Source organism: candidate division TA06 bacterium B3_TA06 (assembly GCA_005223075.1).
Taxonomy (GTDB): Bacteria; Hydrothermota; Tepidihabitantia; order B3-TA06; family B3-TA06; genus B3-TA06.
The window spans coordinates 37,000-63,422 of record NJBO01000013.1; the positions used below are offsets into that span (position 1 = coordinate 37,000).

At 51.9% G+C, this 26,423-nt stretch carries 25 protein-coding genes and 1 tRNA gene; 16 read left to right on the forward strand and 10 right to left on the reverse strand.

Annotated features, from left to right (window positions below; genetic code table 11):
* Window positions 1-92 precede the first annotated feature (92 nt).
* On the reverse strand, window positions 93-1,319 hold the full coding sequence (locus CEE36_08195) for a hypothetical protein (protein TKJ41423.1): 1,227 nt from the start codon (window positions 1,317-1,319) through the stop codon (window positions 93-95).
* 146 nt (window positions 1,320-1,465) lie between these two features.
* Between CEE36_08195 and CEE36_08200 the strand changes: the two genes are divergently transcribed.
* The 12 genes from CEE36_08200 (at window position 1,466) to CEE36_08255 (ending at window position 12,017) form a co-directional block, all read left to right on the forward strand.
* A complete protein-coding gene (locus CEE36_08200; protein TKJ41424.1) occupies window positions 1,466-2,575 on the forward strand; it encodes a hypothetical protein in 1,110 nt (369 codons plus the stop codon).
* Window positions 2,576-2,710: 135 nt separating this feature from the next.
* Entirely contained in the window at window positions 2,711-4,339 is a 1,629-nt protein-coding gene (locus CEE36_08205; protein TKJ41425.1) for a CTP synthetase, read from the forward strand.
* The gene (locus CEE36_08210; GenBank protein ID TKJ41426.1) at window positions 4,336-5,112 is read left to right on the forward strand and encodes a hypothetical protein; all 777 of its coding nucleotides are present in this window, start codon (window positions 4,336-4,338) and stop codon (window positions 5,110-5,112) included. The genes CEE36_08205 and CEE36_08210 overlap by 4 nt, the downstream gene beginning before the upstream one ends.
* Complete coding sequence (lptC, locus tag CEE36_08215; GenBank protein TKJ41427.1) at window positions 5,112-5,660, forward strand: LPS export ABC transporter periplasmic protein LptC; 549 nt, start codon at window positions 5,112-5,114, stop codon at window positions 5,658-5,660. Before CEE36_08210 ends, lptC begins: the two co-directional genes overlap by 1 nt.
* Entirely contained in the window at window positions 5,657-6,562 is a 906-nt protein-coding gene (locus tag CEE36_08220) for a hypothetical protein (protein ID TKJ41428.1), read from the forward strand. Before lptC ends, CEE36_08220 begins: the two co-directional genes overlap by 4 nt.
* Window positions 6,513-7,298, forward strand: a complete 786-nt coding sequence (lptB, locus tag CEE36_08225) for an LPS export ABC transporter ATP-binding protein (GenBank protein ID TKJ41429.1) — start codon at window positions 6,513-6,515, stop codon at window positions 7,296-7,298. Before CEE36_08220 ends, lptB begins: the two co-directional genes overlap by 50 nt.
* Window positions 7,295-8,656, forward strand: a complete 1,362-nt coding sequence (gene rpoN / locus CEE36_08230; GenBank protein TKJ41430.1) for an RNA polymerase sigma-54 factor — start codon at window positions 7,295-7,297, stop codon at window positions 8,654-8,656. The genes lptB and rpoN overlap by 4 nt, the downstream gene beginning before the upstream one ends.
* A 522-nt stretch (window positions 8,657-9,178) precedes the next feature.
* On the forward strand, window positions 9,179-9,496 hold the full coding sequence (locus CEE36_08235; protein TKJ41431.1) for a hypothetical protein: 318 nt from the start codon (window positions 9,179-9,181) through the stop codon (window positions 9,494-9,496).
* The gene (locus tag CEE36_08240; protein TKJ41432.1) at window positions 9,496-9,957 is read left to right on the forward strand and encodes a hypothetical protein; all 462 of its coding nucleotides are present in this window, start codon (window positions 9,496-9,498) and stop codon (window positions 9,955-9,957) included. Before CEE36_08235 ends, CEE36_08240 begins: the two co-directional genes overlap by 1 nt.
* Window positions 9,923-10,171 carry a hypothetical protein gene (locus tag CEE36_08245; GenBank protein TKJ41433.1) on the forward strand — a complete coding sequence of 83 codons (249 nt, stop codon included), beginning with the start codon at window positions 9,923-9,925 and terminating at the stop codon, window positions 10,169-10,171. The genes CEE36_08240 and CEE36_08245 overlap by 35 nt, the downstream gene beginning before the upstream one ends.
* A 94-nt stretch (window positions 10,172-10,265) precedes the next feature.
* Window positions 10,266-11,006 (forward strand): hypothetical protein, encoded by a 741-nt coding sequence (locus tag CEE36_08250; protein TKJ41434.1) that lies wholly within the window; start codon window positions 10,266-10,268, stop codon window positions 11,004-11,006.
* A gap of 132 nt (window positions 11,007-11,138) precedes the next feature.
* Window positions 11,139-12,017 carry a hypothetical protein gene (locus CEE36_08255; GenBank protein ID TKJ41435.1) on the forward strand — a complete coding sequence of 293 codons (879 nt, stop codon included), beginning with the start codon at window positions 11,139-11,141 and terminating at the stop codon, window positions 12,015-12,017.
* Between the two features lie 191 nt (window positions 12,018-12,208).
* Here the strand turns inward: CEE36_08255 and CEE36_08260 are convergent, their stop codons facing one another.
* Window positions 12,209-13,474, reverse strand: a complete 1,266-nt coding sequence (locus tag CEE36_08260) for a hypothetical protein (protein ID TKJ41436.1) — start codon at window positions 13,472-13,474, stop codon at window positions 12,209-12,211.
* The gene (locus tag CEE36_08265) at window positions 13,459-13,644 is read right to left on the reverse strand and encodes a hypothetical protein (protein ID TKJ41437.1); all 186 of its coding nucleotides are present in this window, start codon (window positions 13,642-13,644) and stop codon (window positions 13,459-13,461) included. The genes CEE36_08260 and CEE36_08265 overlap by 16 nt, the downstream gene beginning before the upstream one ends.
* A gap of 1,023 nt (window positions 13,645-14,667) precedes the next feature.
* Here CEE36_08265 and CEE36_08270 point away from each other — a divergent pair.
* Window positions 14,668-15,000: a hypothetical protein gene (locus tag CEE36_08270; protein TKJ41438.1), complete on the forward strand. Its 333-nt coding sequence runs from the start codon at window positions 14,668-14,670 to the stop codon at window positions 14,998-15,000.
* A gap of 65 nt (window positions 15,001-15,065) precedes the next feature.
* On the opposite strand, the gene CEE36_08275 is transcribed toward CEE36_08270, so the two are convergent.
* Genes CEE36_08275 through CEE36_08305 form a run of 7 tightly spaced genes read right to left on the reverse strand, consistent with a single transcriptional unit; the run spans window position 15,066 to window position 24,688 of the window.
* Window positions 15,066-15,530 (reverse strand): hypothetical protein, encoded by a 465-nt coding sequence (locus CEE36_08275; protein TKJ41439.1) that lies wholly within the window; start codon window positions 15,528-15,530, stop codon window positions 15,066-15,068.
* Window positions 15,527-16,624 (reverse strand): hypothetical protein, encoded by a 1,098-nt coding sequence (locus CEE36_08280; GenBank protein TKJ41440.1) that lies wholly within the window; start codon window positions 16,622-16,624, stop codon window positions 15,527-15,529. Before CEE36_08280 ends, CEE36_08275 begins: the two co-directional genes overlap by 4 nt.
* A gap of 8 nt (window positions 16,625-16,632) precedes the next feature.
* Window positions 16,633-17,058 carry a methyl-viologen-reducing hydrogenase subunit delta gene (locus CEE36_08285; GenBank protein TKJ41441.1) on the reverse strand — a complete coding sequence of 142 codons (426 nt, stop codon included), beginning with the start codon at window positions 17,056-17,058 and terminating at the stop codon, window positions 16,633-16,635.
* On the reverse strand, window positions 17,051-20,032 hold the full coding sequence (locus tag CEE36_08290) for a hypothetical protein (protein ID TKJ41442.1): 2,982 nt from the start codon (window positions 20,030-20,032) through the stop codon (window positions 17,051-17,053). The genes CEE36_08285 and CEE36_08290 overlap by 8 nt, the downstream gene beginning before the upstream one ends.
* Window positions 20,032-23,409: a tRNA uridine 5-carboxymethylaminomethyl modification protein gene (locus tag CEE36_08295; GenBank protein TKJ41443.1), complete on the reverse strand. Its 3,378-nt coding sequence runs from the start codon at window positions 23,407-23,409 to the stop codon at window positions 20,032-20,034. The genes CEE36_08290 and CEE36_08295 overlap by 1 nt, the downstream gene beginning before the upstream one ends.
* Window positions 23,406-24,281 carry a heterodisulfide reductase, subunit B gene (locus tag CEE36_08300; GenBank protein ID TKJ41444.1) on the reverse strand — a complete coding sequence of 292 codons (876 nt, stop codon included), beginning with the start codon at window positions 24,279-24,281 and terminating at the stop codon, window positions 23,406-23,408. Before CEE36_08300 ends, CEE36_08295 begins: the two co-directional genes overlap by 4 nt.
* Window positions 24,281-24,688 (reverse strand): heterodisulfide reductase, encoded by a 408-nt coding sequence (locus CEE36_08305; GenBank protein TKJ41445.1) that lies wholly within the window; start codon window positions 24,686-24,688, stop codon window positions 24,281-24,283. Before CEE36_08305 ends, CEE36_08300 begins: the two co-directional genes overlap by 1 nt.
* Window positions 24,689-24,731: 43 nt before the next feature.
* Here CEE36_08305 and CEE36_08310 point away from each other — a divergent pair, with 43 nt between their 5' ends.
* The 3 genes from CEE36_08310 to rpiB all read left to right on the forward strand — a co-directional run bounded on the left by CEE36_08310 (window position 24,732) and on the right by rpiB (window position 26,055).
* Window positions 24,732-25,010 (forward strand): hypothetical protein, encoded by a 279-nt coding sequence (locus tag CEE36_08310; protein ID TKJ41446.1) that lies wholly within the window; start codon window positions 24,732-24,734, stop codon window positions 25,008-25,010.
* A 190-nt stretch (window positions 25,011-25,200) separates the two neighbouring features.
* Window positions 25,201-25,274 (forward strand) — tRNA-Met (locus tag CEE36_08315).
* 331 nt (window positions 25,275-25,605) lie between these two features.
* Window positions 25,606-26,055 (forward strand): ribose 5-phosphate isomerase B, encoded by a 450-nt coding sequence (gene rpiB / locus CEE36_08320; protein ID TKJ41447.1) that lies wholly within the window; start codon window positions 25,606-25,608, stop codon window positions 26,053-26,055.
* Window positions 26,056-26,423: the final 368 nt, after the last annotated feature.

The window sequence follows — 26,423 nt, forward strand, 5'->3', positions numbered from 1 at the left end:
TATCCCCCTCCACCGAGGAGGGGGGAAACCTCTATGTGCAAGTCATTTCTTATCCTCCCCCTCCCTACGTGGAGGGGGGTAGGGGGAGGGGATTATATTACTATCTCCTCATGAACAAGGTCGCCCTCAGTGAACCGCTCGAAGCGGAGCGGCTTGGCGTCAATGGTCCTGTAGGAGCCGTGAACCACAAACTCGGCCAGAGCCTGAGCGGCGGCAGGTGCAACCATGGCGCCGTGTCCTGACCATCCGCATGCCAGGTAGAGACCCTCATATGCCGGATGGGTGCCCAGGATGCCGTTGTGGTCGCCCCGGGTTATGCTGTACAGACCGCCCCACATGGATTTCACGTTGCAGTGCTCGGTGCCTGGGATACGTTCCTGCATGTAGGGACCGATCTCATCTTTATAGTAGGCAAGCGACGCATCCTGATCGAACCCCGACTTCTGTTCAGGATCGGCACGACCTATCTGCAGGTTGCCGGTCTCGTACTTGAAGTAGATGCCGCGATCGATGATCACTAAGGGTATATTCTCGTAGCCGGGGATATCGGGCAGGTTGGTGACGAAGAGCTGACGTTTGATGGGATCAACAGGAAGGTTCTCGTCGTCGTGCAAACCGGAGGCTGCAAGAAGCTGCATTGACCAGGGACCGGCGGCAAGAACTACACCTCCGGCACCGATGCGGCGCCCGTTGGAAAGCTCCACACCCTTCACCTTGTCCCGCTCAAACTCGATGCGCTTTACCTCGGTGCGCAGGTGAACCTCGGCGCTTTCGGCAAACTCGCGCTGGGCACGCTCGGTATACCCCTTGGCCGCAGCAGAGGGATCAAAGCTGCCGCAGTCAGGGCCGAAAAGCCCACCTACCAAAGGCTGGAACCCTGCAAACTCAACGATCTCAGGATCCATGTGATCTACACCTGCCTTAAGGCCCGGAACCATGGGCTCGATCTCTTCAGGGGGGACAAGCTCGGCGCGGACACCTACCTCATCGAACGTCGGCTTGTAGGCCTTTACCCGCTCCCACTGCTCGGCATAGAAGGTGAAAAGATAGCCGTGCTTGTGAAAGCCAATGGGTATATTGAACTCCTTTTCGAAGGCCTCCAGGAACTTGATGGAAGCAGTGGACATCTCCATGTTGATGCGTGAGCCCCACAGGTTGCGGAAAGCGCCCGCGGATTTAGCCGATGTTTCTTCGGCTAACGCGTCGCCCCGCTCGAGGAGTGCCACGTTTCCCTTAAAACCCTCGGATTTAAGATTCCAAAGGATTGATGTTCCAATAATGCCTCCTCCGATAATCACAAGATCGTATGAGTCACGCACTGTGGCCTCCGATTTTTAGGTTGAGTCTATTCCCAACCAGTAATTTGTCAACCCGTAACACACCCGTAACGCACTCGTAACACGCTCATAACACATCCTGATATCGATCAGAATGTGTGTTACGGGTGTTGCGTGTTGACAGACTGATGTATAACGTCTATACTGGGGCAAAATCACAAGGAGGAACCATTATGAGAAAAGCGTGGACGATCTTATTCCTTCTCGTTTTCCTGCCTCTTTCGGCGCAGCCGGTGTTTACTGCCGATGACCTGCCGCGAATCGGGTATGAAACTGAGTACTTGAGTGACACCTCAGAATACATAATCGTAGATGTAGGCACCACTGGTGGACCTCAAACCTGGGATTTCTCTCGTGAAGTAGAGGGCGAAATTATACCGTTTGAGGTACTCGACCCTAATGCTACACCTGTAGGATTCCTTTTCCCTGATGCCGAGTTCGCTTACCACCTTGCTGGGACGCTCATTGATACTCTCAGTGGTGAAATCTGGCAGTACTACAAAACCACCTCGACCGAAATGTTAATGGTCGGGGATTATATCGAGTCCTACCACCCGATACTCGACAGCATAAAGATAACCCATAATTACGAACCTGACCGCATGAACTCCGTATTCCCCCTTCAAATGGGTGCACAATGGCAGGACTTTTTCCACACTGTGGATTCACTTGATCCTACCGGTGTATTTACCATAGAAACGACATCATCGAGTTCAAGCAGAGTGGACGCATGGGGAACCGTCATCACTCCAGCAGATAGCTTTAAAGCCCTCCGTTATGTCACCTATGACACAACCCTCATTATCGTGAGAATCATGGCTGCTCCAGATACTATACTAAACCGTACTATCAACTACACCTGGGTGGCGGCTGATGTAGGACCGGTGATGCTCATCGCCAGTCTTAACGATGAAATCAACCCGGAGTTCAACGCAGCATCAACCTACAGAGTGCTTAACGGAGACTCGGGTGCGGTCGCGGAATCGGGCTTGATAAAGTCCTCGCTTCACCTGGGAATAACCGGGGACAATGTTTACTTCAGCGTTCCTCACACGGACGAGGTAAGACTCGATATCTACGATGCCACCGGTCGCAGGATGAGTGCACTCTATCATGGAGTGTTACCAGCTGGCAATCACAATTTGACATTACCCACTGATCTAGCACAAGGAGTTTACTTTATTAGGCTGCGCACATCCGGTGCAAGCCTGGCAACCAAGTTTGTAGTCCTGGATTAAAAAGGCTTTAGCACTCCAGGCGGGGGTGATCCTCCGGCCTATTATTCTATGGGGGTTCCTGCCATATCTCAAGATGGCCCTCGAATTGCTAAAGAAGTGCTTGACTAATCGCTCAAAAACGCTACAATAAACCCCGTGGCAAAATATATATTCGTAACCGGTGGCGTTGTATCCTCTCTTGGTAAGGGTATAGCCGCATCATCAATAGGGCTTTTATTAAAGAGCCGGGGTTTCAGGGTAACCCTCCAGAAGTTCGATCCTTACATCAACGTCGATCCGGGCACCATGAACCCATATCAACACGGGGAGGTGTTCGTAACCCAGGACGGTGCCGAGACCGACCTTGACCTGGGTCACTACGAGCGATTCATCGACGAAAACCTGTCTCGCCACAATAACCACACCACAGGACAGATCTACGGGAGTATCCTTGCCAAGGAACGCAAGGGTCTCTTTTTGGGAGGCACTGTCCAGGTGGTTCCCCACATCACCAACGAGATCAAGCAGCGTATCACCAGACTCGCCTCCAAGCAGTCGCTGGACGTGGTAATCTGTGAGATCGGCGGCACGGTTGGCGACATCGAGGGTCAGCCCTTCCTTGAGGCCATCCGCCAGCTTAGGCTTGATCTCGGGCCCGGGAACGTTCTCTACGTCCACGTAACCCTTGTCCCATATATCGCAACCTCGGGCGAGTTCAAGACCAAGCCTACCCAGCACTCGGTGCGGGAGCTGCGTGCCGCTGGAATTCAACCGGATATCATCATCGCCCGCTCCACCGAGCGCATGCCCCGCGCCGCAAAGGAAAAGATATCACTCTTCTGCAGCGTAGAGAAGGAAGCGGTAATAGATGCCCCTGATGTAGAAAGTATCTACGAGGTTCCGCTTGTTTTCCACGAGCAGGAACTTGACAGGCTCGTGATTGCAAAGCTCGGGCTCGCTGAGAATCCTGCAGATCTTTCGGCATGGCGAGACTTCGTGGAGCGTGAACGCAGCCGCACGGAGACTATACACATAGCGCTGGTGGGCAAATACACAGGTCTGCGGGACGCCTACAAGAGCGTAATCGAAGCACTTAACCATGCGGCGGTGGCAGAGGGGGTAAAGATAGATCTGGTGTGGGTGGAATCAAGCGATTACGACGAAGATAAGTTCCAAGGATTTAAAGAGATAGACGGCATACTGGTCCCCGGAGGTTTCGGGACCAGAGGAATTGAAGGCAAGATAGCGGTTGCACGTTACGCACGTGAGAAGCGTATCCCCTATCTAGGCCTCTGCGTGGGACTGCAGATCGCGGTGATAGAATTTGCCCGCAACGCATGCGGTCTTGAGGACGCAAACAGCACCGAGTTTGATAAAAAAAACCCGCATCCTGTGATAGATTTGATGCCTGAGCAGAAGAACGTTTACCGCAAGGGCGGGACTATGCGTCTTGGTTCCTATCCGTGCGTGCTTAAACCCGAAACCAAGACACGCGACTACTACAAGAAAGAGGTGGTGTTCGAGCGGCATCGTCACCGCTACGAGGTAAACCCCGCCTATCTGGAACGACTGCAAGAGGCCGGCCTTGCAATCGCCGGCTCATCACCCGACGGGCTTCTCGCAGAGATCGTAGAACTTGCGGATCACCCGTTCTTCATAGCAAGCCAGTTCCATCCGGAGTTTCTCTCAAGGCCTTTGAAACCACACCCTCTGTTTGCAGCCTTCATAAAGGAAGCACATGAGTACGCAACACGTACACAACTCGTCAACCCCCACTCAAAATAAAAAAGAGGAATGACCCCGTGTTGGTCGTATTCTTTTTGATTCTGCTGCGTGTAACACCCTTTGAGCTGGCAGTGATGCTCGCAAGGCTGCTTGTGAGGATGTATACGGTTATTTCTCCCATCGCCCGCTCCCAGTTGCGCAAGGCAAAAGAAACACTGGGGCAAGGCCGATTCCCGGCAAAGGCTTACATTAACCATGCGGCATTTAACCTGACCCTCGCGGCACGCATGGGAACAGGCTTCTCAAGGGAGTTAACTGAACGTGTGGTAATCGAGGGAGAAGAGAACGTGCGCACTCTTAAGGACAGAGGAGATTCAGCCGTGGTGGCGACGTTTCACTATGGGCCGTGGGAGCTTCTTGCCGAGGTATTTACAAAAAAAGGCTACCCCATTGCCGCGCTTGTAGGTCGTCAGCGCATGCCTATCTTCGAGGGTTATCTTGCGGCCTTACGACGCAGGGTGGGGCTTTTAACCGTAAATGACCTTAGCAAGGCATCGCGCGCACTGGGTAACGGAATGTTTCTTGCAACACTTCTGGATAAGACCCGCCGTGCGAAGGGAGGGGCTTGTGGATTGTCCTACTCCGACTATACTGTATCCGTGATACCTGAACGTCTTGCAAAGAGAACCCGCACGGCTCTACTGCCGGTGATCTGTCGCTTCCGCAACCGAAGGCTAGAGATAACGATAGGTTCTTCTGACCAGAACCTTCGTGAGTTCTTTGCCCCCTTCTTTGCCGAAACCCCGTTCGAGTGGCTCGTGTGGGGGGAATAATGCGAAAGATCCTTTGGTTAACTTCCTGGATGTTGGGCTGCGTATTGCTTCTTGGGTCGTGTTCAGATGAAGAACGGGAAAAGGTCGCCGAAGAAGAACTGCCAAGCCAGATAGTAGATAACTTCCAGATGCAGGAGTCTAAAAGCGGCAGGGACCTTTACTTCCTGCGGGGCCGCCGCGCGTTCTACTACGATAAACGATCGGAGATCGTCGTTCTTGAGCCGCACATAACCTTTTACGGCCCTGGTAGGGAGATAACCTCCAAGGTAGTATGCGACTCAGGTGTGATATCGAACCGCACAGGCGACCTTGTGGCCTACGGGAACGTTGTTGTCACTGCGCAGGATAGCACGATCCTTCGCACAGACTCACTCGCCTGGTTCAACCGACGCGCCAAGATAGAGACCGACGCAGAGGTGTCGATCTCTTCACCCCAGGGGACCATCAGGGGTAAGGGACTGATATCCGACGCCGACCTGAATCGCATAGAGATCAAGGAAGAGGTCAAGGGAACCACCCCATTCTCGGTGGAGGAGGAGAGTGAATGATGATTGTATTCTTCCTGCTCTTTTCGGCTCTTGAGTTCGAGGCGGACAAGATGGAAAGCCTGCGTGAGGGATCGGGCAGGACAACCCATCTTACGGGCAACGTGCATCTTTATGAAGAAAAGCTCGATATCCGCGGTGCCGAGGCGTGGTTTAAGCCAGCAGAACAGAGCCTTATCGTATACGGCTCGCTTCGCATAAAGGCGCAGGATGCGGATATCACCGCGGACTCGCTGTGGTTTGAGACCGAGAACCGCATCTCGCATCTCTACCGTCGAGTGGTCGTAAAAAGAGGGAACACGGAGATAAGAGCCCCTGAAATCTCAATATACCACCGCTCAAGGATTGCCAAGATCCCCTACGCGGCCCAGATACGCGACCTCAAAGAAGGAATCCTTATCACAGGGGATGATGTCTTCTACGACCTGGGGAAGGACAAAGGCAGCGTTTCACGTAATCCCATTCTTAGAGAGGAGCGGGATTCGTCCGATTTCAGAATCACAAGCGAGCGCATGCATCTCGACCAAGGTGCAAAATCTGCAAGTGCTGCAGAGGATGTACGTATAGTTACTGAAGATGCGACCGTTTACTGCGACACGCTCGTTCTTTTCTACGAGAAGGATTTTGGGCATGCTTTTGGGAATACAGCGATAGAAAGCCCTGAGGGAAGGATCGAGGCCGACTCGGCTGACTTCAAACTTTCAGGCAGGAATCTGGAGGAGATTTTTCTGTATCCGTGGGTCATCACCCGTTACCGGGCTGAAGGCCAAGACTCGGTGGTAGTTAACTCCCCTTACCTGACCATCGACCTCAGTAAAAAGAACGCAGAAATCCTGATCTTTACCGGAGGAACAAGTGGCACCTACTTCTGGCGAGAAGAAGAAGCAGCACCGCAGCAAGACTAAAGTTAAGGCCAATACAAGTGTCTTGCGCACCGAAGGTCTGTGTAAGGAGTTCGGCAAACGGCCGGTTGTACAGGATGTATCCTTACAGCTGCATCAGGGTGAGGTGGTAGGGCTCCTGGGGCCCAACGGAGCGGGCAAAACCACAACCTTCTCGATGATCATCGGATTCCTGCAGCCGACAGCAGGAGAGATTAGATTAGACGACCGACGGATCAACGATCTGCCTATCTTCCGCCGTGCCCGACTGGGGATAGGCTATCTCTCACAGGAAGCATCCATATTCCGCAAGTTAAGCGTTGAGGATAACATAAAGGCCGTTCTTGAGCTAAGAGGCTACTCCAAGGAAGAGATCGGGGAACGCACAGAGACCCTCTTAAAGAAGTTCGAGATCGAGAACATACGGCGGTCGAAGGGAAACACTCTATCAGGTGGCGAAAGACGCAGGGTGGAGATAGCCCGCGCGCTTGCCACCCAACCCAAGTTCCTCTTACTTGACGAGCCCTTCACCGGTATCGACCCGATAGTGCGAGGTGAGATACAGGAGATGATCCTCCTTTTAAAGAAAGAGGGGATCGGGATATTCGTAACCGACCACAACGTGCGAGAGACCCTTGAGATCACCGACCGTACATACCTGATGTACGACTCACGGATCCTTGTCTCAGGTACACCTCACGAGCTTGTCTCGAACAAGAGGGTGCGCGAGGTTTACCTGGGCAAAGAATTCAAGATATGAGACCCCCGCCCCCTTACGGAACACAGCGCCTTGAGACCTCGCTTCGACCTGAACTCACCCTACACCTTACCCCCCAGATGCGTCTGCGGCTTGAGATACTGCAAGCCAATATACTCTCCCTTGAGGAGATGCTCTCACTTGAGGTTCAACAAAATCCAGCTCTTGAGTTGATCGAGGGGGAGCCGGAAGGGGAGGAAGCAAGGACCACAGAGGAGTTCTCGATCGAGGACTTCTATCCCCACAACCCTGGTGCAGGTTATGAGGGGGCCGAAGAAAAACCTGAACCCGGACCACAATGCGCGGATCGTTCATCTCTTGAGGAACATATGATGTTAACCGTAGTGCATGAGTTCTCAGGTTGCGAGAAAGACTACCGAATTGCACGCTATATCCTCGAGGGTCTTGACGAGGACGGGTTTCTGCACGAGGACTCTAACTCTATAGCCAAAGCCCTTGGTATAACAGAAGAACAAGTAGAGAATATAAGGCGACGTATCCAGCTCCTGGATCCGATCGGGATAGCCTCACATGATATTCCTGAAGCGCTTTTGGTCCAGCTCGAAGCCATGGGATATAACGAGGAAACCCCGGAGGTCCGTATCATTAAGGAAGGCTTCGATGCCTTGCTCCAGAAAAGGATCACATCCCTATCCAAAAGGTTAAGGCTTCCAACCGAAGTAATTGCTGAGGCATTTGAAACGATCTCCAGCCTTGATCCAAAACCTGGGCGCAACTTCCATGAGATAGCATCTCGTTCTGTTCAGCCGGATATAACGATTCGTTACCGTGAAGGAAAGCTGGAGGTGGTTATAAATGAAAGCCCGTTGCCCGGCCTGAAACTCGCAGCAAAGTTCAAGGAGATCCTTATAAATCCAAAAAAATTCTCCAACGAGGAGATCGAGTTTGCCAAGCGCAAGCTTGAGAGCGCGCAACTCTTTATCAAAGGAATCCTGCAGCGCCGCGATACCCTGGAACATCTGGCTCAAAACATACTTCTTCGCAACTACGACTTCTTCAGCGGACGAACCAACCAATCAACCCCCCTTCTTATGAAGGATGCTGCCGAGGAGTTGAGGTTGCATGCTTCAACGATCTCACGCGCGGTGCGGGACAAGTATATTGAAACCCCGGTCGGCATCTTCCCATTGCGCTCCTTCTTCGCCAAGGGCGAGAGAAACCCTGTAATGGAGAAGCTTAAGAACATAATAAAAAATGAAGAAAAAACCAATCCTCTCACCGACGCGGAGATAACCGAGCGGCTGCGAAATCTGGGGGTTCGTATCTCACGCAGGACAGTCGCCAAGTATCGCCTCCGCCTCAATATCCCGGACCGTTTCCAGCGCAAAGCACTGGGGTAGTAAATCGGGCGAACGCTCCCTTTCAAACAATACCAGAAAGCCGAGAGTTTCGGCGACAATGAAAACCGCTCCCTGGCCCCATCCCTGCCAGAGGGCGGCACTTCGTCTCCCATTGGGAGAGGGCGGCTCCGCAGGAGTCGGGTGAGGGGGTGTCATCGCGAGGATGCCCCAGCATCCGCGGCGATCTATTCCCGAAGGGAATGTTCCTTAGGTTCTCCCCCTGCGATCTTTTCCGTGCAGCGGAAAAGGAGCACTTATTTCCCCCTCCCTTTGTGGACAGCGTGCCCCTTGGGGTGCCAATTTTACTGCACCCCATAGGGTAGGGGGATTAAGGGGGAGGGGGTTTTCTGCGATCTTTTTGGCCGAAGGGCAAAAAGGAGCATCAACTTCGTGGGGTGCTTAAGTGATTTGGTGGAGATTAAGGGGGAAGTCAAGTGTATTGGGTAGCGCAAGAAGTGCGTCTAAAATCACTTGACATTTTTCGATTCCCGATTAAACTGATAGTATACAAGGAGGCCAAATATGGGCGAGTATGAGATACTTGAACCACAAGAGTTGATGATAAAACTCTTAGCCAGAATTGCATACCCACCAGAGAAAGTTAGAGAAATTGTAGCAGGTGGTAAGCAAAAAGTAGTTCCTTGGCTTAAAGCCTATAACCTTTGTGACGGGAAGCACGACAAACAAAAAGATATGGCCAAAGAAGCGGGTGTGGATGGAGGTGCTTTCAGCCGTGCGTTACAAGAATGGGAGAAGTTGGGAATTATTTTCCAAGTTAAGAACAATGATGGGAAGGTTTGTTACAAAGCAATTACTTACCTTGAAGAAAAGGAGGATTGATGGCTGAGGAACTCGTTGAAAGAAGGCTAAACCAGATTGTTAGAATTCTAGCTCTGAACGCCACCAAAGATGATGAAAAAGACAAGGACAAGGTTTTGAAGTTAACGAAAATGGGCTTTAATACGGAAGAGATTGCTGAATTTCTAGGAATGGGTACGAATGAAATAATCAAAATTCACCTTGCGGATGTTCTCGACAGTGAAAAAAAGAAACAAGCCTATCTACTAACAACAGCCCAGAAAACCCAGTCCCAAATCTGTAAGGCGCTTAAAATAAGCCCCCCCACTTTAAGTGAGCTTTGGCAGGAATGTGCCCGCAGGGGTTTAATGAGCAAAGAAGGAAAGAGGTACAAACCTCTATTTGACCTGCAAAAGTACAAGTTGATTGCCAAGGGGTCCAGACCTATAGAACCTCAGGAGGACGACAATGACCAAGAAAAAGAAGGAACCGAAAACAACTGAAGAATTACTTGAGGAAATCTCAAGCAAATTAAACTGTGTCATTTATTTGTTAGGGGCGGATATATTCCAAGAAGGTACTCAGAAAAACCATGTTAAAAAACTAAAGAAGGTCGGTTTTAACTACAAAGAAATCGCCCTAATGCTTGGAACTACACCAGGTTCTATCAGTGTAGCAACGGCACCAAGTCAAAGTAAGAAGAAACCAAAAAAGTAATATGCCCAGAACAAGACTTCTTCCTAAACCTCTAACTGATTACCTTAAACCGATTCTAGGCGTAGAGAAAAATGAGTCTGTCCGCAATAAACTTATGCGGGAAGTAGGCACTCAATATCCACTTGAACTAGCAGCAGCAATTTTCTTAGTAAGAAGGAAGGATAACCCCTACGATAAAAGCTTGGGAATAAGCAACGAAACACTTGAGAAATTAGGGAAGTTAGATCCTATTGTAACTGCCCCTCGCGCTCAACCCAAGAAGACTTCAAAACCTAGCCTAGAACCAACTAAAGAACCAACCAAGCGACCAATAAATGTATACATAGCTCAGAAATTTAAACTCACAGACCCAATCTTACCAAAAGCACGTTTAGATGAAGCCAAAATTATGGCTGGAATCTACCCTCTTTTGTATGTTCTGGAAAACTCTATACGTGCGTTCATGTTGAGGGTTCTAAATCACCATATAGGTAAAAACTGGTGGGATGAACCTGATCTATTAAACCTCGAATTAAAGAGAAGAGTAGAGAAAAGAATTGCGGATGAAAATAAAGAACCTTGGCACGGGAAACGTGGAAGTGGTGTGCATCAAATCTACTATACGGACCTTGGTGAACTTCCAGAAATAATGACTTCAAAAAAGTGTTGGAAATTCTTCAAAAACATAATAGGAACACAAGAATCTATCAAAAGAAGAATAAGAGAAATCTGTCTGTCTAGAAATATAATAATGCATTGCAATCCATTAAGTAAACATGATCAAACAAGGCTTGAAGTCTACTTCCGTGATTGGGAAAATCTTCTTGAGGAGAAGATGGATAGTATCCCAAATTAAAATTCCTTGTCCAGCTTTTGGGTAGCTTTTGACCAGCTTATTTTTTACCCCGGACGTCTGCTTAGCGGGGACAGAATGGATGCTGTGGGTAATCTTAGTTGACTTATACTCTTCGGCAGGTTAGAATTTAATATGCGGGAAAAGAAGTTTGTACTCAAGATAAATTGGAGACACGAACTGCGCGATGCCGCGTTTATTGTGGTAGGAAGTGCTGTCTGCGGCATAGCCTACGCGATGTTCCTCATCCCCCATCATATAGTCTCCGGAGGGGTAGGCGGCATCTCCATAATAATCAACTATCTGACCGGTTTGCCGATGTCCCTCTTTTACGTTGCCATCAACATACCGATCTTCTTCCTCGGGCTGCGCGGGATGGGAAAACGCTACGCTCTAAAGAGCCTGGCCGGTATCCTGGCCGTATCAGGGTTCATCTTTCTCTTTGAGAATATACTTCACCTCCCCTCGGCTACCCAGGATACCATCCTGGGAGCGGTTTACGGCGGGGCGATTCTGGGTGCTGGACTGGGGATAGTTTTCCGCGGACACGGCTCCACCGGTGGAACCGACGTCGCCGGTCAGTTCTTAAACAAGCATACCAACATCTCGGTGGGCGGATGGATACTGATCATCGATGCCGTCATCATCGGTTCAGCAGGGGTAGTGTTCGGCACCCTTGAGGCCCCCTTGTACGGGGCTTTGGCACTGATCGTGAACACCAAGGTAATAGACCTAGTGCTTGAGGGCTTCAGCTACGCGCGAGCCGCGCACATCATTACATCCAAGCCTCAGGAGGTCTCCTGGGCGATAGCACTGGAGATGCGCAGAGGCGTCACCTCGCTTCAAGGACATTCATATTTCTCAGGCGAAAAAAGGGAAGTGCTATACGTGGTGCTTACCCGCAGGGAGATTTCGTACCTCAAGTATATCGTTAAGCAGATAGATCCCGACGCGTTCGTGGTCATCTCCGACGTCTACGAGGTGCTGGGCAAGGGGTTCAGGCCAAGGACTTAAATGAATCCCAGCCTTGCCTGATTAAGATGGCAAGGTACAGAAACCCCCGAATTGACAACCTCCTCTTATCCAAAATATACTTTAATGTTATTATAGAGACCCTTTCAAATTGGAGAATCAGATATAGCCCAGTGGGCTCCTACATTCAACATTTATCTCCAAAGGATAATTTAGTTTGAGTGCCCGTTTCTTCATGAATCCAATTTTTCTCTTACTGATTTGATGGCCTTTTTCAGATTTACTAAGGGAAAGGTCTTCAGTCTTTTGAGAATATTATCTTCGGTTAATTCCGTTAATATCCCGGCACATTCTTTACCAGTAGGTGATTCTACTTTGGATATTCGGTCAATAAATTCGGGAATCGCCTTTCCTCCAAAATTCTCTTCAATTCCATACCAGAAATAGTGTGCTAATGCATAGCCCAAACCCAATTTTAGCATATCTGCTTCCTTAGTGGGAAGGGGATAGGTTGGGCTAGTTAATGGCCAATCCAAAAGGTTAAATTTGATTATTTTTTCACCGTTTCTAATTTGTTCGTCCACATATCTCTCGTAATTATTCAATTCTTTTTTAATATCATCTGAAATTCCGGTCTCGCCACGCTGATCATTAGTCAACCTCCGAGCGAAAGAGTAACTCACATATTCGGCAATGCCGTCAGTAATCCACCTGACTTTGTCATCGCCAAATTTGATGTTATTATTGAGTGTGATTTCTGTCCACTCGTGCACAATACTCAAGTAAATACGAGCGAATTCTTTATCGTAGATTGAGAAGGCAAAAAGGTTGTATTCCGTTCCTTCTTCTATAACCCAATTCTGAGGCAATAATATCGGCTCCTTTTCATTAGTTATCACGATTCCAAATGGTTCGGGCGCAAATCCGATTCGTTCTTCGATAATGATCCTCATAACCGGAATATATTTTTTAATCTGCAAAGAGAACTCTTCGTAACCGGCTGGATAGTAGACAATATCCTTTTCTGCCTCTAATCGATTCAACTCTGATAGATTTACCAACTGGAATTCCCGTTTTTCTGGTGTGTCTAACGGAGTAGCGAAGGTGAAGCCAAATTTGAGCCGCTGGGCGCGGTCTTCAGCCATAATTGTCGGGTTAAGTTCAATAGTCTCAATATCAAAATAGAACTTTGTTTCCCCGCGGTTGTCAGTATTTATAACCCTTGTGCTATCTTCGAATTTTAGAATGATATTCCCAAAGGGGCAAGGGTTGCCGAGGGAATCTACCACAGCAAAGGTAAAAGGGATTTTCATTAAATCAGTATAATCCTTAAAAATTCCGCTTTTAATAAAACCATCGCACATATCCTTCGTCTTAAAACCTCTGCCTCCTTCAATGGTAGGAATAGTGAAAGTCCGATGGGGGGCGCAGGAGAAGCAGCCCCACATTGAGATGCCAATCCCAAGTATGAGTATCCACTTCCTCACAACCACCAACATTCTACTCCAACTTCTTGATAGACTACCGCTTCGCCGGTTATCGGATTGGCTTCAACCCCGCTCTTAGCATATCCACGAACACCCTTTAGAGTATCACCATCCCCATACTGAACGAGCTTTACCGTGAGTCCGTAGTTTCCTTCGAATGCATAGGCAATAATATGCCCCATCTCCGAAACGAAATCTGAAAAGCAAATCACGACCTGTGACCTAATATGTAGAACCGCCCCTTAGAGGAAACTTATCTACGAACTTTCTCAGGTCTAAGACTATCCCTTCAACCTTAGACGAGCGGGTATCGTCTATACTTGGAATTATAGTAAATTTTTGCCGTATGTCAAGACCCTTCATGCTGCCTTCGATAGGGCAATGGGTTTTATCCCTGAGAGAAAGAGCATTGCCGGAGGTCTAACCTCTTGCCCTTCTCCCCCGATTTGGACGCTTATAGTTGTAACTTCACATAAATTCATCAAGGTCACTCTGTAGTTCCTCCACAGATTCATCTCGCTTCTTCCTGAGGGTTATAGAGAAAACCTCATGCCATATTCTCTTGACACGACCCGATCTACCAATATCATAGCGGGATCAGAAAGGCGAAGAGCAACTGCTTCAGACGATTCAGACGACAGGGAAAATAAACCAGTTTGTCAGGGTAAGAAAGGAGTTACCATGCAGCCACGAGATGCGGAAAACCAGGAAGCTAAAGTCGACAAAACTCTTATCACAGTCTCCGTCGTTTTGGGCGGCATATACTTCCTTCTAATATTCGGGTACATAGCTTTGATTGCGTTTCTGTTTTCACGAACCTGGTGGTAATTCACAAGGAAGAGCAAGCACACCAATCTCTGCTTCTATCTCTTCCAATGAACACCCGGGATTAAGGGACGAAAAAGTCAAACCCTCATTTGCGGTCACTCCTTCTTCGTGGCCTTGAACTCCACCCCCTTCTCGGAACTCAACCGGCCATAGCACAATAAAGAAAACTTCTCATTGACATTTTTCCTATCACCCCTTATGATACGGTGATGTTGGAGTCTAAACGGGTGTGCCCCCAGTGCGGTTCAGGCGAAATCATCGAGGTAGGGGTTTCCCGTCTCATGTGTCAGAACTGCTATCACGTATTCAATTCCGATACATCTGCAGCGAAAAAAAGGCAATCACAAGAGATTCCTCTACGCAGGTGTCCATACTGTATGAAGATGAAGCCAGCCCACCTATTCCAGGGCGGCATCTGCAGCGACTGCATCAAAAAATATAAAAAGGCAGCACAGGCATCTGAGGATGAGGTGCTTCGCAGACGTATTGCTGAAGAACACCGTCGTGAGATCCGAGAGGATTCCGCCGATTTCGGATGCCTGGTAGGGCGTGAACTAGGCTGTTTGCTGGGCTTGTTAGCCAGGATAATAGGGCCGGAAAGATACTTTGAGTACCGCCATCATCGCAGGTACAGGTGGCTGAGGATACTTATCTTCCTGGTAATCCCTGCCCTGATATTTATTGTGTATCTCTTGATAGTATTACTTTAGTCATCGCCAGCATCATCCCCTGAGCCTTAACCAGGCTTGAATAGAAAAAATTTGTGATCAAGTAACTACTTCTCGACCTTTTTGAACTCCACCGACTTATCCGAGCGGGGTACTACGATGATCTGACAGGGATAGGTAAGTGCCATGGTAACCATGGCGTCTGGGGGCGGGGATTTCTCAAGATACTCAACCACAAGTCTCTTTGGCCCATCTAGCACGCGCTGAATCGAAATACTGTAGCCACCGGTGGGCTTCTCGCCGGAAAAAACACCCACAAGCATCCGGGCAGAGAAATCTACCTTGGGTGGCGCAAGCTTGGTTCCTTCTCCTGTTATCACCATACAGTAGCGATTCCAGAACGCCTCCCAGCTTCCGGCGTCGCGGAAGACCATACCGCCGGATTCAGGATACTGCAAACCACTACAAGGTATCGATTCAAGTGGGGAGACCGGTTTAAGGGTCTTCACGTTGGAACACCCCATCATCAATAAGAGGGCCACAATGGACCCCAAGATGAATTTGCTTATCATACTTTCTCCTCGCCCATCTGGCAGAACTCCTCCTCTCTGAAGGTTGCCAAGGGCAATGGATCGGTCACAGACATACCGGCGTGGATATCCAGCTCCTTCTGGGCAATGGTGCTTATAAGGGTAAAGAGCTGCCCCACCTTGATGTCGTGGGGACAGGCCTGCTCGCACATCCCGCAGCCAACGCAGGAGAGTCCGATGTGGTTCATCCGACCGAGGTGAAAGAGCATCTCGTCGCGCGGCATTTGAAGAACCACGCGGCGGGCGGCCCACTCCTCGTAGCGCGGACCCTCGAAGTGGAAGGTGGCGGAGTCGAAGAAACACTCGTTGCAGTAGCACACCGGACACATGCTCCGGCAGTTATGGCAGTTGATGCAGCCCGCGAAGAACTTCACCAGATTATCTATACTGGCGACTTCCTTCTGTAACTCCGCAAGATGCTTTTCTGCGTATGCGGTGCGTTTGTCTTTTTCTTCCTTGAGTGCTGCATCGCGTGCGGAGGTATCTTCGAGTTCCTGTTCGAGTTTGATGTGCTTGAGGATCTCTGCACCCTTCTCGGTCTTGGCTTCCAAAATGATGCCGCCTTCGGCTCCGAAGGTACCGATGTTGATGTCGGCAACCGGGGCTTCGGGATAGGAGCACATACGACAAACAGGGCGAAGGTCGTCTTCGGTGAAGTCGGCGAATGTAGGAAGGGTATCGGACGCTTTCTCTTCGAACGTCTCAGGTTCAACCGTACCCGGGCAGTCGCGGGTGATTAAAAGAACGTTATCCAGGCTTATCTGGCGGAGCTTAACCAACTCCACCGCGGCACGGGACTCGCAGGGACGAAGCAGCACGGCGACGGTATTGGTTGGATTAGCAAACCGAGTGATCTTGGAAAGCTGAACGGCGGTAGAGAGAGGCATAACCGGAGCGAACGGAAAGGTTTCATCGAGGGAGTCCTGGGAGGAAAGGAGAGCGGGGAATATCTGGTTCAAGCCAGCCTTGCGTGCGGGTAGGAGAGCTGAGGAGATAAGATTGGCCCCGAAGAGCTCGGCAAAGAACTCCCTCGTTGCCTCGCGAGGATTCAGACCCTTCGCATAGATTCCAATCATCATTACACCTAGGTCTGCGGGGATTTACCCATCGGGTTCGGGCCTTTTTGGCTAAGCTCTTCGGTCATCTGTCTGATCACCTTGGCGAACCGCAAACCTTCGGACGCGGATATCCAGCGCAGCCACACCCGTTCAGGGTCAAGCTTAAGGGTGTTGAAGATGGAGTTAAGAAGTGCCACCCTGCGCCTGGCCTTATAGTTTCCGTTAACGTAGTGGCAGTCTCCGGGATGGCATCCGCCGATGAGCACACCGTCGGCACCTTCAAGAAGTGCTTTGATAACGTAGCTTGCATCCACCGAACCGGAGCACATCACCCGTATGGGCCGCACGTTGGCCGGATACTGGATACGCGAGGTGCCGGCCAGGTCCGCGGCAGCAGCGGTGCACCAGTTGCAGAAGAATCCCACGATCTTTGGTTCAAAATTCTCACTCATCTACGCCCCTTTCTTGCTGGGCCGCTAAAACGTCAATCATCGCAAAAGCCTGATCACTTTCTAAAGTCAAAAGATGTGCTGCCTGCGACGGGCAGGCGGAAGCACAGACTCCACACCCCTGACAGATGCTCTCGATCACACGAGCAGACTCGAGTTCCTCATCCATCACCCTTGCCTTATTGGGACAGGCATCGATACAGATGCCGCAGAAGGCACACCGACGGGTGTTGGTTCGCGCAACGTAGTACTTGGGTTCAAGCTTTTCGCGGCGGAGGAATACCAGGGCTTTGGCCACAGCGGCGGATGCCTCGGTTAGGGCCTCGGACAACCGTTTAGGTCCTTTGGCCAGGCCGGCGGCAAAAAACCCATCCGCTTCAAGCTCGGTGGGCCTGAACTTGGGGTTAACCTCGGCAAAGAACCCGAACTTATCGAACGCGATCGGCTTATCGTTGTAGAGGATGGGAGGCGTAGATGCGGTGATCCCGTTAGCAAGCACCACGTTATTGGCAGTGAGTTCTACGGTGGCCTCGAGGAGTCTATCATAAACGGACACAACCAGCTTGCCGTCGCGCTGGGAGACTTCGGGCGGGCTGTCCTTCTCGTAGCGGATGAAGTTCACGCCCAGCTCGCGCGCCTTGAGATAGTAAATTTCACTAAGTCCCCAGGTCATCACATCCCGGGCAAGGATGGTGACCTCCGCCTTGGGATCCGCTTCCTTGAGTGCAATGGCGTTTGCCAGAGCCCGCCGGCAGCACACCCGTGAGCAGTAGGGATGCTCCTCGTTGCGCGATCCCACGCACTGGATCATGACGACAGATTTCAGATTCTCGGTCTCTCCCTGAGATATCCGCCCGGCAAAATCTCTTTCACTTATCACACCTTCCAGTCCCCAGCCGAATTCGCCCTCCTTGGGTTCGTACTCTTCGGCTCCGGTAGCAAAGAGGATTATCGCAGCACCCCGTATCAGTTCTTCCTCACCCCGTTTGAGGTAGCAGGTGAACTTACCAAACTCACCCTCTATTCGGTCAAGAGTGATATCTGTGAGTAGTTCGATCTTTTTGGATTTCTTTACTTTCTTGATGAGTTCGTCGAGGAAAGGCTTAGCCTCGAACCCCTCTAAAGTCCGGGTGAGCTTGCTCGCCTGACCTCCGGGCTGCTCGGTCTTCTCGATAAGTGTTACCGAGGCTCCAAAGTCTGCAAAGTGCTTGGCCGCCCACAGCCCTGTTGCACCACCACCAACTACCAGCGCTCTGCCAATCAACAGCTGGGGTTCTGTCTGTTCAAAGCTGAGAAGTCGCAGCTTTTCGGCATGGGCAAGGGCAAGAGAGAGCGCGGCCTCGTTGACCCTGGATTGATCTTCAAATCCCCAGATGACATACTCGCGGAAATCCAAAAGCTCAAGCTGTGCAGGATGCCAGCCAAGTTTCTGAACACGTTCCTTGAGTAAACGCTCAGCCTTGTTTGGCGAGGGACCTGCAACCACCAGCCGACCAACCTCCTTCTCTTTGATAAACTGCTCAAGCTCATCCAAACCCTGCTCGGTCTCGGTATAGTTGATGAATACTGCCGGGATGCCTTTAGAGGAGAAGAATGTTTTTATCTCGTCCTGGTTCAACCCGGTCTCACCGCAAGGATCAAAGACAATACCGACCTTGGGAAACGGTTCCACCGATTTGCTCGGTACAGCAGACTTTTTGGATATACCGAGGATAGAAGCGATGCGTCCTGCTGCGGCCTGGGCCTCGGTTATCGAATCGGGCAGATCCTTTGGCCCTCCTGCCGAACCGATAGCGAACACCCGCGGGTTGGCTGTCTCAATCTCGGTCCCTTCCTTGATCTTGATAAATCCTTCTGTGGTCTCAAGCTCAAAGAGCTCTGCAAAATCATCTGCCCTGCCTTCCTGCCCCACCACCAGGGTCAGCAGATCGAACTCCTCTTTGTGGAACTTGCCGTCTTCTGATTCGTAATGGACGATGAGGTTGTTGTCTTGAGCCTCCTCTACCTTTGCCGGGCGGCAGGGAACCCAGCGAACGTCGGTCTCTTCCATATAAGAATAGTATGGCTTGCCGAAGTCTCTTCGATCCATATAGAAAATGGTAATCTCTGCATCAGGGTAGCGCTCCTTAAGCATACGCACCTCCTTGGCCCCATACATACAGCAGGCTGAAGAGCAGTAGGGATGCAGGCGGTCGCGCGAGCCGGCGCAGAAGATGAAAGCGATCTTATCAGGTGTGGAGCCGTCGGACGGGCGCTTGAGCTCGCCCTGGGTGGGTCCGAAACACGAGAGGATGCGTTCGAGTTCCAGGCTGGTAACAACGTTGGGGAAGCGCTCACCCAGCTCGGTGAGATATGAAGGATCGATAAGCGAGAAGCCGGTGGAGATTACGACCGCGTCGGCTTCGATTGAAAACTCCTCCGGCTGCATTCCCATGTCAATGCAGTCTGTGGGACACACCTTTACGCACTCACCGCAGCGGGTGCAGTTGGAGCCGTCAATCACCCAGGTTGAGGGAATCGCCATGGGGTAGCGGATGTAGGCCGCCTTGCGCTTACCCAAGAGGTTGAAATCGTCCGGGACCTCTACCGGGCACACATCCTCGCACAGGCGGCAACGCACGCACAGCTCAGGCTTGATGTATGCCGGCTCGGCGTTGAAGTAGAGTTTAAGCCGATCGCCCTTGGCCTTTTCAACGTTCCAGAGGGTGGAGAGGTTGTAGATGTCAAGACCCTCCGCTCCAAGGTCATGGCGCAGGCAGAGCTCGGAGGAACCCGGCTCGATGCGCGAGCGAAGCTGACAGAACCCGCAGGCGTCGTTTGGAAACTGCTTGTCAAGCTGGCCGATTGTGCCGAGCAAGTGGGATTGCTTCTCTACAAGTGAGACGCGGAACCCCAAATCGTTGAGAGCCAGTGCCGCCGCGATGCCTGCCGCTCCCCCGCCCAGAACCACTATGTGTTTTTCGACTTCCTTGGCCATCAATAATCCCTGGTTGCTTCGTCAATCATTGCAAATAGCTGGGTCCTGGTATAGTTGCGGTGCTTGACCGCCTGTGAAGGACACGCCGCAGCGCACGCCCCGCAGCCCTCACACAGCGCCTCGTTGACATATGCCTTGCGCTTGACCGGATCGACCTTGGGCGCATCGTATGGACAAATCTCCTCGCAGACTCCGCACCCGGTGCAGATATCGGCATCAACCTCGGCGATCAAAGGTTCACGCTCAAGCGTTTCTTTGGAGAACATGACCAGCACCTTGCCTGCCGCACCCGAAGCCTGGGATACGGCATCGGTTATATCCTTGGGAAACTGGGTCACCCCGGCAACGAAGATGCCAGCGGTGAGGGTTTCAATAGCGCGAAGCTTGGGGTGTGCCTCGGATACCCAGCCGTATTCATCGGTGGCCAGACGCAATTTGGATGCAAGCTCTGTAGCACCTTTGGAGGGCAGCATGGCAGGCGCCGCCACCACCAGATCTGCATCCATCTTGATGGGCTGGCCCGTAAGGGTGTCCTCGGCGAACACGGTCACCACCCCGTCATGCTCGTACAAACGTGAGACCTTGCCGCGGATGAAGGTGGCGTGCTCCTCCTCCATTGTGCGTGCGTAGAACTCCTCGTAGCGCTTGCCGTTGGAGCGGATGTCGATGTAGAATAAATACGGCTCGCCGTCCTGAACCGCGTGCTTGTAGAGCATCGCCTGCTTAACCAGATACATGCAGCACACGCGCGAGCAGTAGGCAACACCGTGCTCGGGATCGCGCGAGCCGGCGCAGTGCACGAACGCAACCTTTTTGGGAACCTTGCCGTCGGAGGGCCGGCGCACCTCGCCCGCGGTGGGGCCGGAAGCGCAGAGCAAACGTTCGAACTGGAGTGCGTTGATCACGTTGGGGAACCGACCCCCGCCGTATTCAGGCATTGCCGATAACGGCATCAGCTCGAATCCGGTGGCGACCACGATGGCACCAACGCTTATCTCCTCTATCCAGTCTTTGAGGTCGTGGGCGATAGCGTCGGGCTCGCAGGCAGCCTCGCACAGCCGGCATTCGGAGCACCCGCCGCAGTGGATGCAGCGCTTGGCCTGCTCAATGATCTCTTCTTCCGAGTAGCCGAGCTCAACCTCGTTGAAGTTGGAGATTCTGTCCGCCACTTCGAGCTCAGGCATGGGTTTAAGGGGTGAGGGATAAGCGAGGTCTTTATCACCCACCAGGTCGCTCTTACGTGAGAGTTCGTTGGCACGATCAAGGGTGAAGTCCTTGCCTTCAAGCATCAGGTTGATGGAGCGTGCCGCCTTTCTGCCCGCGCCCGCCGCATCTATGAAGGTGGCCGGGCCGGTAACGCAGTCCCCGCCTGAAAAGACTTTCGGATTCGAGGTAGCGAGGGTCTCATCATCCACAGCGATGGTTCCCCATGGGGTAAGCTCGATCTTGTCTTCCTCGGTGATGAAGGATAGATCCGGCTTCTCGCCGATGGCCAAAAAGACATTGTCAAACTCCAAGACCTCTTCCGAACCCTCGATGGGTATGGGCCTGCGGCGGCCTGAGGAGTCCAGTTCGCCCAGCTTCATGCCGATGACTTCGACAGCCTTGAGCTTACCGCCCGAGCCGATGAACTTTGTCGGGTTGGTGAGCAGCATGAACCTGATGCCCTCCTCTTTTGCGGCCTTGACCTCCTCGGCGATGGCAGGCATCTCCTTCTCTGTGCGGCGGTAGAGAACGGTAACATCAGCACCCAACCGGAGAGCTGACCGGGCCGCATCCATTGCCGAGTTGCCGCCGCCAACCACGGCCACCCGCTTACCGATCTCAGGTGTTTCGCCCTTATTTATGCTTGCGAGAAAATCAATTGCTCCACCTACCCCGTCCAGATCCTCACCCGGAATGCCCATCTTACCTTCCTTGTAAGCTCCGACAGCAAGGAACACCGCGTCGTGTGAATCTATGAGTTTCTTTAGTGAGATATCCTCACCGATCCTCGTATTGCCCTTGAACTTCACCCCCAGCTTGAACACCAGTTCGCACTCTTTTGCCAGAATATCCTTGGGCAGGCGGAACGCCGGAATACCGGTCCGTAACATACCTCCCGGTTTATCCTGTGCATCGTAGATAGTAACCTCATGACCGGACTTTCTCAGGTCGACCGCCGCCTGCAGTCCGCCGGGACCGGCACCTACGATAGCGACCTTTTGTCCAGACGGAGACTCAATCTCAATCTCCATACTAGCCTCACCCTTCTCCTTCAACTCCCAGTCCGCGAGCCAGCGCTTGATATGCCTGATGGTTACCGAGTTGGAATCAACCTCCTGCCTTTTGCAAGCCTCTTGGCATGGATGGGTGCAGATGCGTCCGGCCACACCGGCAAACGGGAAGCGGGCTTCGTTACGGATGAGCGAGAGCGCCTGCTCATACTTACCTACGGATATCGCGGCCACGTATCCGTGCGCGTTGAGATGCACCGGGCATGCTGCTCGGCAGGGCGGCTCACCCTGTTTATCTATGGTGAACTTGTTGGGCACGGCCTGTTCAAACGGGCGGTAGGCGGCCTTTCTTAAAGCCAGTCCTTCGTCCCATTCGCTCTTCATGTTAACGGGACAGACCTCGGCACAGTCCGCGCATCCGTTGCACTTGACCCAGTCGATGAAGGGCGAACGGTGTTTGACCTTCACCTCGAAGTTGCCGATGTAGCCTGAGACCTCCTCAACCTCAGAGCAGGCCATGATGTGGATATTTGAATGCTGGGCTGCCTCGGTCATCTTGGGGGTCATGATGCACTGCGGGCAGTCCAGGGTAGGGAAGGTCTCGGAGAGCTGAAGCATCCTGCCGCCGATGGAAGGTGTGCGTTCGACCAGGTAGACGTCGTGTCCGGCATCGGCGATATCCAAAGCGGCCTGGATGCCGGCCACACCGCCGCCTATAATCAGCGCCTTATGAGTAACCGGAATCTGGAACGGCTCGAGCTCCAGGTCGCCGGCAAGCTTGCGCACCGTCTCCCGGACAACAACCATTGCCTTGCGGGTGGCTTCTTCTTTATTATTAAGGTGCGGCCAGGATACCTGCTCCCGGATGTTGGCGACCTCAACCTTGAAGGGATTGAGCCCGGCGCGCTTGGCCAGGTTGCGGAAAGTCTTCTCGTGAAGGGAAGGCGAGCAGTTGGCCACCACGATGCCGTCCAGGTGTTCTTCCTTGATGGTCTCTTCAACCATATCCTGACCAGGCTCAGAGCACAGGTAGATGTAGGACTTGGCATAAACCACCCCGGGAATAGCCTTGGACTCGGAGGCCACACGCTCCACGTCCACCGATTCAGCGATGTTAAGACCGCAGTGGCAGACGAAAACGCCTATCCGGGGTCTCTTCACACTTCTACCTTTTCTTCGAGGAGTTTGAGGACACGGCTGTCCTCTATGCCTAATTCCTTGGGTTCGATGCCCAGCGCCAGTCCAATGAGTTGGGTGAAGTAGAGGACAGGTATTCCCTTGAAACCGTAAACATGCTCTGTCACCTCAGGTTGTCGTGCGCCTACGTTGAACTCGCACAACGGACAGGAAAGCACGATGACATCAGCACCGGCCTTTAAGGCCTCGCTTACAATCCGCTCGGTGCGCTCGAAGACAAGCTCCTTATGACCGATGGTGTGGTAAGAACCGCAGCATTCCAATCTGGACAGCCATGCCACAGGCTCGGCACCGAGAGACGACACAAGGTCCTCCATGACTGTGGGATCTTCAAGGGAGTCCACCCCCGCACCCTCAGGCCGAACCAGCGCGCATCCATAATAAGATGCAACCTTGAGAGCGGTGAGAGGATTGGTGACCTTCGCTTTGAGAGCGTCCCAGCCCACATCGTCGCGCAGGACCTCAAGAAGGTGCCGCACCTGAACATGACCCGAATATTTCAAATCTTCCTTATACATGAAGTCGTTGAGCTCGGAAAGCCTTACCGGGTCAGAGGAGATAAACTCGTTGGCACGCTTGAGGGTGTTGTAGCACATCGAGCACAGGGTTAGCACTTCGCTCTCACCCATGGCCTCGACCCTTACCAGGTTGCGTATCGTGGCCATATGGTGCATGGTATCATCGATGGTCAGGGAGAAAACCGTGCCGCAGCAGTTCCAGCGCTCGATCTCCCGCATCTGGATGTCAAGAACCTTGGCAATGGCAAAGGCCGACTGCTCAAACGCCTTGCCGGTTGTCTTCATTGTGCAGCCAGGGTAGTAAGCAAAGCTCTTCATTATCCGGATAACTTCCTCAAGGCCGACACCCAGGCGATAGTCGGGTATCGTTCGCGCTCCTCCTCGGGTATGTTGTTAAGGTCCAGTTCGTCTATATTCTTTCTCAGACAGACCTGGCGCAGCGCCTCAAGTACGCGCGCGATGTCTATCCCCTTGGGACAACGGGAGGTGCAGGTAAAGCAGGAGGCGCATATCCAGATGGTTTTGGATGCAAGCACCAGCTCCACCTCGCCCAACTGCAGAAGCCTGATCGCCTGGTTGGGTAGGATGTCCATGAGGTTTATAGACGGGCAGTCGCCTGAGCAGCGCCCGCACTGGTAGCAGCTAAAGACGTCAACTTCAGAAATCCGCTCCACCTTGTCAAGGATGTCGCGGCGGGACTTGGTATGTGTGCCAAGTTCAATCATTTAGCGGTGATTATAGGAGCAAGAAGGGTGGTTGTCAACCAGAATGGGAGAGAGAGGCTGGGATTTCGAAACCAAAGGTAACTGGAACGATCTGCTTGATGCGGGCTGGGTGGTGTTTGACGACCTGGGGACTGAAGATCCAACAAATCTCCGGTTCAAGACAAAGTTCAACCATCTCTTCGAAACGCGGCATCGAGAGCAGCGTACATTGATCATCCTTACAAACGTGAGGATCGAGGAGTACGGTGAGCGGATAGTCTCACGGATACGCGATTGGGGAGTTGAAGGATCAGTCTGGGAGATTCCTCACATCAAGATTTGAAAGAGTGTAAGATTTAAGCAGGAGGATATAGAAGTATGGCTCAAATCCCGTCGTGTTATGCAGACAATTTCCAATCAAGACAGCGCTAAACTTCTCTCTGATGTTGACAAACCACATTGTCCGATTAGAATTTGGACTTCCCTTCACGGGGTCCCCGCGAAGCTGCGGAGCAGATTCGTGGGGTGAATATGGCGGTGTAGCTCAGTTGGTTAGAGCAGCGGAATCATAATCCGCGTGTCGGGGGTTCAAATCCCTCCACCGCCACTTGATTATGTCTTGCACATGTTTAGAGCAGCGGACGCGAAGCGGCGATGACTATCGCCATCATAATCCGCGTGTCGGGGGTTCAAATCCCTCCACCGCCACTTGATTATGTTTTGCACATGTTTAGAGCAGCGGACGCGAAGCGGCGATGACTATCGCCATCATAATCCGCGTGTCGGGGGTTCGAATCCCTCCACCGCCAGTTGGTATACTCAAGGTTAAGAAAAGTGCGATTACAAAAGGAACCGTCGCTTACGGGGTCCCCGCAAGAGCGCGCAGCGATCTTGTGGGGTGAATACCGCCAGTTGATCTACCTAAGGAGAATTAAGGAATGACCATATCTATCGGTGCGGATCATCATGGTTTTGTTCTCAAGAATTCCCTGAAAAGATGGCTCCAGCTTAAAGGCCACAAGCTAATTGATGCCGGAACCGACGATCCCACATCCACAGATTACCCCGACTATGCGCTCGCAGTAGGCAGTCTGGTAGGCTCGGGCGAAGCCGAACTGGGGATACTGATCTGCGGGACAGGTATAGGGATGTGCATCGCCGCCAATAAGGTGAATGGTGTGCGTGCCGCCAGGGTATGCAGCGAGAAGGACGCCCAGATGGCCCGCCGTCACAACAACGCAAACGTCCTGTGTTTTGGAGCCGAGATCGTGAACGAAGCGCTTGCCCGCAGGATGGTTACTGCATGGATGGAGAATGAGTTCGAGGGCGGGCGCCACGAACGCAGGGTGGAAAAGATCACCGCTTTTGAAAATAAAAACGAAGGCTAGGATGTATCTTTATCCAGCGGCAAGGAAACCCATCCCACAGAACACAAACCACAGCCCTGGCTATCAGGATAAACCGGTCAATCAATCAAGAACCAATTCGCAAGTGGCCTCAAAACGTCTCAAATTGCCAACACCCGGTGTGAATAACTTCTTAAAAATGGTGGAAAACACCTTAAACCACACAGGAGCATAAGTTGAGGAAATCCCGAGAAGAAAAGAGGGGAATCTTATCCACACCCAAAAGCTCAGACCACACGCTGTTGCTCAGCTTACGAGCGGCAAGGGAGAGGCTGGATAAAGAGATCGGCAAGGTTATCGTTGGGCAGAAAAAGGTGATCGAACGCATCTTGATCTCCCTTCTCTGCGAG